Annotated in this window: 11 protein-coding genes and 1 pseudogene; 6 read left to right on the top strand and 6 right to left on the bottom strand. The window is 37.4% G+C overall.

What is annotated here, in order from left to right:
- From dnaA to V7D82_RS12640, 3 genes are all read left to right on the top strand, one after another.
- Positions 1-1,105: chromosomal replication initiator protein DnaA (gene dnaA / locus V7D82_RS12650; protein ID WP_333601335.1), on the top strand; the 1,105-nt coding region annotated here is incomplete at its 5' end.
- A gap of 39 nt (positions 1,106-1,144) precedes the next feature.
- Positions 1,145-1,642 carry a low molecular weight protein-tyrosine-phosphatase gene (locus tag V7D82_RS12645; protein WP_333601334.1) on the top strand — a complete coding sequence of 166 codons (498 nt, stop codon included), beginning with the start codon at positions 1,145-1,147 and terminating at the stop codon, positions 1,640-1,642.
- An 18-nt stretch (positions 1,643-1,660) separates the two neighbouring features.
- The gene (locus tag V7D82_RS12640; RefSeq protein WP_333601333.1) at positions 1,661-2,383 is read left to right on the top strand and encodes an SAM-dependent methyltransferase; all 723 of its coding nucleotides are present in this window, start codon (positions 1,661-1,663) and stop codon (positions 2,381-2,383) included.
- On the opposite strand, the gene V7D82_RS12635 is transcribed toward V7D82_RS12640, so the two are convergent.
- The 5 genes from V7D82_RS12635 to dapF all read right to left on the bottom strand — a co-directional run bounded on the left by V7D82_RS12635 (position 2,384) and on the right by dapF (position 6,393).
- Complete coding sequence (locus V7D82_RS12635; protein ID WP_333601332.1) at positions 2,384-3,019, bottom strand: peptidoglycan-binding protein LysM; 636 nt, start codon at positions 3,017-3,019, stop codon at positions 2,384-2,386. It lies immediately after the preceding gene.
- A 97-nt stretch (positions 3,020-3,116) separates the two neighbouring features.
- Positions 3,117-4,028 (bottom strand): DUF2279 domain-containing protein, encoded by a 912-nt coding sequence (locus V7D82_RS12630; RefSeq protein WP_333601331.1) that lies wholly within the window; start codon positions 4,026-4,028, stop codon positions 3,117-3,119.
- Positions 4,029-4,031: 3 nt separating this feature from the next.
- Positions 4,032-5,066 carry an endolytic transglycosylase MltG gene (mltG, locus tag V7D82_RS12625; protein WP_333601330.1) on the bottom strand — a complete coding sequence of 345 codons (1,035 nt, stop codon included), beginning with the start codon at positions 5,064-5,066 and terminating at the stop codon, positions 4,032-4,034.
- Positions 5,067-5,080: 14 nt separating this feature from the next.
- Positions 5,081-5,614, bottom strand: coding sequence for a GNAT family N-acetyltransferase (locus V7D82_RS12620; protein WP_333601329.1), 534 nt, complete (start codon positions 5,612-5,614; stop codon positions 5,081-5,083).
- Positions 5,608-6,393, bottom strand: a complete 786-nt coding sequence (gene dapF / locus V7D82_RS12615; protein ID WP_333601328.1) for a diaminopimelate epimerase — start codon at positions 6,391-6,393, stop codon at positions 5,608-5,610. The genes V7D82_RS12620 and dapF overlap by 7 nt, the downstream gene beginning before the upstream one ends.
- Before the next feature lie 133 nt (positions 6,394-6,526).
- Between dapF and V7D82_RS12610 the strand changes: the two genes are divergently transcribed.
- The 3 genes from V7D82_RS12610 to V7D82_RS12600 all read left to right on the top strand — a co-directional run bounded on the left by V7D82_RS12610 (position 6,527) and on the right by V7D82_RS12600 (position 10,040).
- On the top strand, positions 6,527-7,915 hold the full coding sequence (locus V7D82_RS12610; RefSeq protein WP_333601327.1) for a S1C family serine protease: 1,389 nt from the start codon (positions 6,527-6,529) through the stop codon (positions 7,913-7,915).
- 153 nt (positions 7,916-8,068) lie between these two features.
- Entirely contained in the window at positions 8,069-9,517 is a 1,449-nt protein-coding gene (locus V7D82_RS12605) for a glyceraldehyde-3-phosphate dehydrogenase (protein ID WP_333601326.1), read from the top strand.
- Positions 9,518-9,665: 148 nt separating this feature from the next.
- Positions 9,666-10,040 carry a hypothetical protein gene (locus V7D82_RS12600; RefSeq protein ID WP_333601325.1) on the top strand — a complete coding sequence of 125 codons (375 nt, stop codon included), beginning with the start codon at positions 9,666-9,668 and terminating at the stop codon, positions 10,038-10,040.
- Between the two features lie 49 nt (positions 10,041-10,089).
- On the opposite strand, the pseudogene V7D82_RS12595 reads toward V7D82_RS12600, so the two are convergent.
- Positions 10,090-10,744, bottom strand: a pseudogene (locus V7D82_RS12595) (aconitate hydratase); the annotation flags it as partial.

The raw sequence follows: 10,744 nt of genomic DNA, 5'->3' as shown, positions 1-10,744 counted from the left end.
AGACGTTGATGCTCCTTTTAAGAATTTGAATCCTGAATTAAAAAATCCTTTTGTAATTCCGGGAATCCGAAACCTAAAAATTGAGTCGCAACTTAATCCTAATTATAGCTTTGATAACTTCCTTGAAGGAGATTCCAACCGTTTAGCGCGTTCAGCCGGTATGGCTGTTGCCAACAAACCGGGAGGGACTTCATTCAATCCATTGTTAATTTTTGGTGGCGTTGGATTAGGAAAAACGCATTTAGCACACGCTATTGGTGTTGAAATCAAAGATAAATATCCGGAAAAAACGGTTTTATATATTTCTGCCGAAGTTTTTACACAACAATATATTGATTCTGTTAAGAAAAACAACCGAAATGATTTTATTCATTTCTACCAATTGATTGATGTATTAATCATTGATGACGTTCAATTCCTTTCCGGGAAATCGGGAACTCAGGATGTTTTCTTCCATATCTTTAATTATTTACACCAAAACGGAAAACAAGTAATCCTTACTTCGGACAAAGCTCCTGTTGACATGCAAGATATTGAACAACGTTTGTTGTCGCGTTTCAAATGGGGATTATCAGCGGAATTACACCAACCGGATTACGAAACCAGAATTTCCATCTTAAAAAATATTCTATACCGTGATGGCGTTGAAATGCCGGAAGAAATTGTAGAATATGTAGCTAGAAATATCAAATCTAACGTCAGAGAATTAGAAGGCGCTATCATTTCTTTAATCGCTCAATCTTCTTTTAACAAAAAAGAAGTAACCTTAGATTTAGCCAAAAGCGTAGTAGAGAAATTTGTTAAAAACGTAAAACGTGAAATCTCCATTGACTACATTCAGAAAGTAGTTTCGGATTATTTCCAGTTAGACATTGATACTTTACAGTCTAAAACCAGAAAGCGCCATGTAGTACAAGCGCGTCAATTGGCCATGTTTTTTGCCAAGAAATTTACCAAATCTTCTTTGGCCAATATCGGTTCCCAAATTGGAGACCGAGATCACGCTACGGTATTACACGCCTGCAAAACAGTTGACAACTTAGTTTCTACTGACAAACAGTTCAAAAAATTTGTAGAAGATATTCACAAAAAATTATCACTATAATTTGCTTTTTGACTAAGTTTGCAACTTAGAAAAAATGTTATGCCCGTTAAAATTTTAATGGTTTGTTTGGGGAATATTTGTCGATCACCATTGGCAGAAGGACTTCTCGCTTCAAAACTTCCACAAGATAAATTTATCGTAGACTCCGCAGGAACAGGAAGTTACCATATTGGCAAGCAGCCTGATCAGCGTTCAATCCTTGTGGCACAAAAGAATGGCTTGGATATTACCAATCAAAAAGCAAGACAATTTACTGCTAAGGACTTTGACGATTTTGATTATATCTATGTAATGGACAGTTCCAATTATGACAATGTAATAGATTTAGCCAAAAATGAAACCCATAAAAATAAAGTCGACATGATTTTGAACCAATTATTTCCCGGTGAAAATGTTGATGTTCCTGATCCTTATTTCGGGTTGCAAAATGGTTTTGATATGGTTTATGAAATGTTAGATGAAACTTGCGATATTTTGGCCAAAAAATTAATTGAAAAACATTCCTACTCCACCAACAGCGTATCATCTGACAAATAAAACAACAAATCCAAACAGATGAAACCAGTAACACTCAGAGGAAAATTATACTTAATCCCAACTACTTTGGGCGAAATGGATCCTCACGATGTGTTACCACAAACCGTGAAAAGGGCTATCGATTTTATCGACTTTTATATCGTTGAAAACGAAAAAACGGCACGAAAATTCATCAAATCCATTCATCCTGAAAAAGTTCAGGCCAGCTTGAAAATCTCGACCCTTAATAAACATACCGAAATTACGGAACATAACGCCATGATTGCTCCCTGTCTTAGTGGCGTAAATGTTGGATTAATGAGCGAAGCCGGTTGCCCCGGTGTTGCTGACCCTGGAGCTGCTATTGTAAAAATCGCTCATGAAAAAGGGATTCAGGTGGTGCCTTTGGTTGGCCCTTCCTCTATTCTATTGGCCATGATGGGCTCCGGCATGAATGGGCAAAGTTTTGCTTTTAATGGTTATCTTCCTATTGATAAAGGCGAAAAGAAATCGGCACTGAAAAACTTTGAAAAACTATCCCACGATAAAAATCAGTCGCAGATTTTCATTGAAACACCGTACAGAAACAACAAGTTACTGGAAGATTTTTTACAAGCTTTACAACCTAACACGCTACTTTGCATTGCTACTGATATAACACTCCCAACAGAATATATCAAGACGTTTCGAGTGGCCGATTGGAAAAAAACAAAGGTCGATTTACACAACCGACCTACTATCTTTATTATTCACAAAATGTAATTACTTTACTTTAGCGTTTTTAATTGCTTTGATTCCTTTAGTTTCAAAACCACCAAAATCTCTTAGATAAGTTCGTACCGAAGTCCCATAATCATCTTTACATTTTTTCTCGCCATTCGAATTCAGAAAACGTTTTACCGAACCTGAACCGCCTAAATGCGCCGCAGCTAAAATTCCGGACTCGGTGATTTTAACACCGTCTACAATTCTTCCTTCAAAATAGGAAATATAGTCTTGCAACTCATATTTGTTTTTTGAAAGCAAGGCAACGAATGCTTTTTCCTGAAGTTTTGGGCTGTTCAAAAACCCTATGCTATCATTAATTCCAATGGATTTTAAAGTTTCCATTCCGAATTGGTATTTTCCTAAATACCCTAATGAATTAATTTTTCTGTATTTCCCTTGAGATTCTTTTCGAGCTATGGCTTCTTTATAGCCAATAAAATACTTACCCATAAATGGGATTTTAAGATTCACATAGTCAATGTTATTTTGAGAAGGAAAAACATATAAAAGTTCTTCGTTTTCATCAACACGAAAACCGTCGTTGATTTGGGAATTGTAAGGTTTAAAACCGGAGCTTATGAAAGCTACCGTCAGTAGGATTGATGTGTAAAAAATTCCTTTTTTTATCATTAATTGTTATTTCTCAAGCGCTGTCACCGACATGAAATTTCCGAGTGCAAATATACAACTAAATTTATAAAATTGAATATCAAGCAGTTAAACTACATTAAAAGTAGATTAAATGCATCTTCGACCCGCCGTTCCCCTTGATTTCAAACGTTGGAGCTGGAATTTTGATGGAATTGAAAATTGTTAAAATTGTCTTAACAAAATGAGATTTTGTCTCGATTTTCGTCAAGTCAACGTCAAGACTGAGATAAAATTGACGATATCTTTTACTTTCCGGCAGGAAAATGGTGTTCACAAAGGCATCGTTTCCGGTTATCATTCCTTCGGCTCCGTAGCCAACAGCCACATTCAACCATTTTGGAATTTTAGAGGATTTGGCAAACGAATAAATATTGGCAGACAACCAATAGGTTTGCCCGTTATAATCTTTTAAAATTTGCTCTTGCAAAGAACTTCCCAAAACTTCCGGGCGAGCTGACGCATAAGGAGTAGTATGAAAGGAAAATTTTGGAACAATTCGCTGCTCTTTCCATGCTAATTCCTGTGAAACATACAAAGCCGTTCCCGAGACATTGGCAAGAACATCACCTGTAGAGGCTCCCCAATTGGCTGAATAACCATCAAAAACCTCAACAGTGGTCATAAAGGCCAAGCCCAATGTTGATCCGTAAATTAATTGCGATTTCCTACTGGCGCCTGACCATTTCAAAGCATTGGCGCCAAAACTTCCCAAATGATACGAAGAAAAGACGTGCCCCATCTTATCCATTTGCAGCCATTCAGCATTGTCATTAATAAAATGAAAATTGGAACGAGGATAATCAGCATACCAAACTTGATTTAAACCTACTAAAGTAGCAGCACCAATAACAGACTCAGAAATAACCACAGTTTTGAGCCTGCTTTTATTTAAAGTATCGGAAGGTATTAAAAAATGCTCTATGGAATTTTGTGCCAAAACAAAACTCGTGAAAAACAACAGTACAATTATGTAGCGCTTGGTTTTCAAGAATTAACGGTTAGTGCCTTGTGCATTTAACCATTCCACATATTTTTTTCGGTTTACTTCATGCTGAGCCAAAGTAGCAGCAAAGGCATGGTAACCAAACTTCTCAACACTGGCACAGAAATAGAGGTAATCATTCTTATCCGGATTCAAAACCGCATCTATCGCATCCACATCAGGCATTGCGATTGGTCCTGGTGGTAATCCAATATTTTGATACGTATTGTAAGGAGAATTGATAAACAAGTCATTGTACAACACTCGCTTTATAATTTGGTCAAAATCATTATCTCTTAATTTCAAAGCATAAATGACGGTTGGATCCGCTTGTAATAACATTCCCTGATTCAGTCGGTTCAGATAAACGCCTGCTACCGTTGGTCTTTCGCTTTTCTTAACGGTTTCTTTATGAACAATCGAAGCCAACGTAATCACTTGTACCGGAGTCAAATTTAAAGCGGTTGCTTTTGCAATACGCTCTTTGGTCCAAAAACGGTTGTATTCGTTCAGCATTTTATCCCTGAACTTTTCTGCTGAAATATTCCAGTACACTTCATAGGTATTGGGCAAAAACATGGCGAACACATTATCTTTGGTAAAACCATTTTTCTGAAGAAACACAGGGTCGCGGAAAGTCGCCAATAATTTTGTAGTATCCGGTTCTATTTGAGAACTCAAACGCTCACATAAATTTTCCAGTCTTTCCTGATTGTTAAAAGCTAATTTTACGGGAACATTTCTGCGCATGGCAGCTACCAATTGAAAAGCACTCATCCCTTTCTTTAATAAAAACCTTCCCGGTTTAACATTGTCAGGATACGAACGACGCTTGGCAATAAATTCAAAATCACTCATGTTTTTGACCAAAGGAGCAATGATTTTCTCCACATCCTGATAAGTAGAACCCGTTGGAATTTGAACATAAACTTCGTCTTTGTCAAAATTAGTGTCCGAAGTAAAAAACTTGACAAAAACCACAACCACCACCAGTAGAAAAGCAGCTGCCAAAACTTTTAAAATTGTATTTCTCTTTGTGTTCAAAACCTAAAATGTATTTAGTTTATTTTTTTTATTAATTGAAACAATGCCTCGTCTTGAAAGGAGTTGTTGGTATAATTCCAGTCTTTTTTAACGCCGATTTTTTCAAATCCAAATGTAGTAAAAAGCGCTAAACTCGCTGAGTTTTTGGTGCCAATATTTGCATACAACTGATGCAATTGCAATTGCTGAAAAGCGTATTCAATGACTAATCCTAATGCTTCTTTACCGAAACCACTATTTCTGTCGGTTTCATTTTGAATAATAATACCAACCCCAGCCCGCTTATTTTTAGCATCAAAATCGAATAAATCAATCAAACCAATAGCTTCTGAAGTTTCTTTTTTACATATGGCTAAACGCAATTGCTTGGCTTCATAAATATCCTGATGGGCATTTTCAAGATACTGCCTGATGAGGAATTTGCTGTAGGGTGTTTGCGTATTACTAACTTCCCAGATATTTTCGTCGTTTTCTATACGATAGATAAACTCTAAATCTTCGGGTTCAAGAGCACGGAGAAAACAATTTTGTCCTTGTAGTGTTACCATGTTATGTCTCCTTCAAAAACAAAAGTCGCCGGTCCTTTCAGAAAGACATTAGTGTAGTTGTTGCCTTCTTTTACAAAAGAAACTTCCAGCTTTCCGCCTTCAACATCCAATTGTATGTGGTGGGATTTGGTTTTGCCAAGAGCATGCATCGCAATTGCTGCCGCTGTAGCTCCGGTTCCGCAGGATAGCGTTTCATCTTCCACACCACGCTCGTAGGTTCTTAAGGCAAAGTGATTGTCTCCTAATTGTTTGACAAAATTGACATTGCTCCCCGCCTTTCCATACAAATCAGAATAACGAATTTGAGCCCCAATATTTTTGACATCATAATTTTTCAAATCATCTACCAGCATCACATGATGTGGCGAACCGGTGTTCAGAAAAACATAATCGCTTTCGATTTTCACTTCCTCCACATCTTTCATTTGCAAAGAAATCATTCCATTATCTAAAACAGCAGCGTGATGCAAACCATCCGTAGCAATAAAATCGGTTTCATTATCTTCGATAGCTTTCAAACTTTTGGCGAAAGCCACTATACAACGGCCACCATTACCACACATCGAACTTTCATTGCCATCGGAATTATAATAGACCATGCGAAAATCCGTTTTGGTATCGTTTTCGAGCAAAATCAAGCCGTCCGCACCGATGCCAAAGCGGCGGTCGCAGAGTTTTTCTATAAGCTGAATGTTGTCTTTTGGAAAATTATTTTGACGGTTGTCAATCATGACAAAGTCATTTCCGGTGCCTTGGTATTTGGTGAAAGTAATTTTCATTGTAGTGTTTGCTGACACAAATATAGCAAATATTAAGATTAACTTAAAAATTGTTAAACGAGCGTTAAAAGGCATTCAGCGAAAAAATGAAAATTTATAATTTTACTATAAATAATTTAAAATGTTAATGACTATGAAACGATTATCCAGTTTATTTTTGGTTTCTTTATGCAGTGGCGCCGTGACTTTAGGTGCTTACAAATTATTTATCGAGGGAAAAGACAATCGCAATTCGATTGTAACTATGGCCTCAAACAATTTTGGCAAGACCGTTGGTTTCAATGGGGAAGCAGTTGATTTTACTGCTGCTGCCGAAAATGCAGTTCACACCGTAGTTCACGTGAAAAATGTTTCCGTTAGAACGGTTTCCAATCCGATTATGGAATTTTTCTACGGGCAACGGGGCGGACAACAACAAGAACAGGTAGGAACCGGTTCGGGAGTGATTATCTCGGAAGATGGTTATATCGTGACCAATAATCACGTGATTAAAGATGCTACCGAGCTTGAAGTTACCTTGAACAACAACAAAACATACAAAGCAAAAGTGATTGGCACCGATTCAAAAATGGACATTGCTTTGCTAAAAATTAGTGCCGACGAAAAATTACCTTACTCAACTTTTGCCGATTCCGATCAGGTGAAAGTAGGCGAATGGGTTTTGGCTGTTGGGAATCCTTATAATTTAACGTCAACGGTGACTGCCGGGATTGTTTCGGCCAAAGCCAGAAACTTAGACACTAACGGAATTCAATCGTTCATCCAAACGGATGCGGCTGTGAATCCGGGGAATAGCGGTGGTGCTTTGGTAAATACTCGCGGCGAATTGGTCGGAATCAACACCATGATTTCCTCGCCAACCGGAAGTTATGCCGGCTATTCCTTTGCCATTCCTTCTAATATTACCCGAAAAATCATTGAAGACATTATGGAATTTGGTGGTGTACAAAGAGGAATTTTAGGCATCGAAGGTTCTGAATTGAACAGCAAAGCGTCACAAGAATTGGGTATTAAAGACACGGAAGGTTTTTACATCAATAAAGTGACCAAAAATTCCGGTGCCGAAAAAGCAGGGTTGCAAAAAGGAGATGTAATCAAAAAATTAGACTCTCAAAACATCGACAATTACGCAGAACTTTCCGGTTATATCAATACGAAAAGACCAAATGATAAAGTTCAGGTGACTTTTATCAGAGACGGACAAACCAAAACAGTTCCGGTGACTTTAATCAAAAACGACATAGTTACCACTGAATTTAAAGGTTTGGAATTGGAAAATATTAGTGCGGCCGACAAAAAGAAATTCAAAATCGATTATGGAGTTCGCATTAAAAATATCAACAACGAAAATTTGGCTCCCTACAGTGACCAACTCAAAGGCAACATCATTCTTTCAGTAGACAATGTAAAAGCAACCGACGTGGAAAGCATTTCCAAATTTTTAAACAATAAAGACGAAAATCAAAGTGTCAACATCCAAATGATTAATGGCATTGGTCAAATTATTCAGATAATATTATAATTCATCTTACTTACTTTTGTTAAAAGCCATTCCCAAAAAGGATTGGCTTTTTTATTTTAAAAAAGTAACGAAATCGTTTTCGTAAAAGACATCTAATCACTATTTTTGCGCCAAATTTTTTATTTCAAACACAACTAAACACTTATTTCTTTTATGAACAGCAACACTTTATACGAGAAGGAATTATCATTTCAGGCCGACAGACGAAAGGCTGGTGTGGAATTCATCAAAATTATCAGCGATTTATGGTATGACAAATCCATCGAATTGGTTCTTTTCAGAAACCAGTTAATCGACAGAAATGTTGGTGATATTATGAATCTGCATGAATATGCCGGTGAATTTGTTCAAAAACCCATCAATGTTTTCGATTCGGTGGAAATTGCGAGAGCCATTCTAAATTTAGACTTACCTCCTTCCCGAATTGATATCGGAAAATTGACTTACGAATATCATTTAGAAGACAATAAATACCACGATGCCAAAGCATTTGTCATTGATAAATTGCGAAACGCCCGAGATTTCAAAAACATTAAACCCAAAGACGTAGTGCTCTATGGTTTTGGTCGTATTGGTCGTTTACTGGCTCGTGAAATGATGAGTAAAATTGGAAAAGGGCAACAATTGCGTTTGCGTGCTATTGTTACTCGTGACCGAAATGACGCATTATCATTGGAAAAAAGAGCTTCTTTATTGCGTTACGATTCGGTTCATGGCGATTTTGAAGGCTCGGTTCAGGCTGATGCCGAAAACAATGCCTTAATCATCAATGGAACTACAGTTCATGTCATCACGGCCAATTCACCGGAAGAAATCGATTATACGCAATTCGGAATCGAAGACGCTTTGGTTATTGATAATACTGGAGCTTTTACTAATGATGAAGCACTACAACGCCATTTAGTTTCAAAAGGAGTTAGCAAAGTTTTATTGACCGCTCCAGGCAAAGGAGTACCCAATATAGTTTACGGTGTAAACCATAATGATTATAATCCGGATGAAGTGCATATTTTTTCTGCGGCTTCCTGTACTACCAACGCCATTACTCCGGTATTGCAAGCGGTTGAAGAAACACTTGGCGTAGTCAAAGGACATTTAGAAACTATACATGCTTATACCAATGACCAAAATTTGGTAGACAATATGCATAAAAAATACCGTCGTGGCAGAGCCGCTGCTTTGAATATGGTAATCACCGAAACCGGTGCCGGAACTGCAGTTGCCAAAGCTTTGCCAAGCCTGGCTGGAAAATTAACTTCAAATGCGATTCGTGTTCCTGTACCTAATGGTTCTTTGGTGGTTTTAAATCTTGAAGTTGGCAAAGCTACTTCTATAGAAGAAGTCAATGCCATCATGAAAAAATACGCTCTGGAAGGCGAATTAGTAGAACAAATCAGATATTCACTAAATAACGAGCTGGTTTCTTCCGATATTGTTGGAACGGCGCAACCTTCTATTTATGACAGTAATGCAACCATTGTTTCCGGTGACGGGAAAAATATTGTACTCTATGTTTGGTATGATAACGAGTATGGTTACAGCCATCAAGTGATTCGTTTGGCCAAATATATTGCCAAAGTTAGACGCTATACTTACTATTAATAGTTAATTTAATTCAGAAAAATCCGTTTAATTTTATGTAGTTAAACGGATTTTTTGCTTTTATCAACATTTTTTTGTTAATAAACCATTGCTGTATAAAAATAATTACTATTTTTCGCGTTCAAAATTGAAGTCTCAAATCAAATTTATGACGAAAGTATTTTTTAGTTTACTGATAATGACCACTTTTGCCTTCACTACCCCTGAAGATTCAAAAGTTGCAACTTACAATTACGGACACAATGGAATGGAATTAGTAGCTCGTTCTCAAAAAGGAATGGTTATTATAAGCACATTCAATTCTAAAATGACAATCCGTCAAGATATTGCAAGTAAAGTTTATGATTTATATGTAGCCAATAAATTGACTACCAACACCAAAATAACAGTGAACGGTTGCGAAGCTAATGTGACCGGCAAATGTGTTATAAGAAAAAAGAATAATCTAACCGCAGTTGATTTCTACTATGAAACGGTAGATTGGAACAACGGTCTGAAGGAAATTTATAAAAAGGTTAAATAAAAAAAGCTCCGCAAAATGCGGAGCTTTTTTTATGTGGTAAACTCTAAAGTTACGCTTTCCCAGCGGCAATCAAGTTCAAAGCTGAACCAGCCACAAACCAACCAATTTGGCTTTCGTTGTATGTATGATTTGCTAAAATGATATCTTTCGAACCATCCGCATGAACAAACTCTAACGTCAATGGCTTGCCCGGAGCAAACTCCGTTAAGTCTAAGAAATTGATAGTATCATTTTCCTGAATTTTATCGTAATCAGCTTCGTTAGCAAAAGTTAACGCCAACATTCCTTGCTTTTTCAAGTTCGTTTCGTGAATACGGGCAAACGATTTTACTAAAACCGCTTTTACACCAAGGAAACGAGGTTCCATGGCAGCGTGCTCACGGGAAGAACCTTCACCATAGTTTTGGTCACCCACCACAATTGAAGGAACTCCGGCTGCTTTGTATGCTCTTTGCACAGCAGGAACGGCATCATAGGCACCCGTCAATTGATTTTTAACTTTGTTGGCTTCCTGGTTGTAGGCATTCACCGCACCAATCAGCATATTGTTTGAAATATTGTCTAAATGCCCACGGAAACGCAACCAAGGTCCTGCCATTGAAATGTGGTCAGTCGTACATTTTCCAAAAGCTTTGATAAGCAACTTAGCGCCGGTAATATTTTTCCCGTCCCAAGCGTCAAACGGAGCTAGTAATTGTAATCTG

The sequence above is a fragment of the Flavobacterium sp. genome (assembly GCF_036741995.1).
Taxonomy (GTDB): Bacteria; Bacteroidota; Bacteroidia; order Flavobacteriales; family Flavobacteriaceae; genus Flavobacterium.
This window is presented reverse-complemented; position numbering and strand designations above follow the sequence as displayed.

Bases quoted from the DNA above. Each gene is read 5' to 3' on its own strand.
- V7D82_RS12605 (WP_333601326.1), top strand. From the start codon at position 8,069: ATGAACAGCAACACTTTATACGAGAAGGAATTATCATTTCAGGCCGAC.
- V7D82_RS12610 (WP_333601327.1), top strand. From the start codon at position 6,527: ATGAAACGATTATCCAGTTTATTTTTGGTTTCTTTATGCAGTGGCGCC.
- V7D82_RS12600 (WP_333601325.1), top strand. From the start codon at position 9,666: ATGACGAAAGTATTTTTTAGTTTACTGATAATGACCACTTTTGCCTTC.
- dapF (WP_333601328.1), bottom strand. From the start codon at position 6,393: ATGAAAATTACTTTCACCAAATACCAAGGCACCGGAAATGACTTTGTC.
- V7D82_RS12635 (WP_333601332.1), bottom strand. From the start codon at position 3,019: ATGATAAAAAAAGGAATTTTTTACACATCAATCCTACTGACGGTAGCT.
- V7D82_RS12640 (WP_333601333.1), top strand. From the start codon at position 1,661: ATGAAACCAGTAACACTCAGAGGAAAATTATACTTAATCCCAACTACT.
- V7D82_RS12620 (WP_333601329.1), bottom strand. From the start codon at position 5,614: ATGGTAACACTACAAGGACAAAATTGTTTTCTCCGTGCTCTTGAACCC.
- V7D82_RS12645 (WP_333601334.1), top strand. From the start codon at position 1,145: ATGCCCGTTAAAATTTTAATGGTTTGTTTGGGGAATATTTGTCGATCA.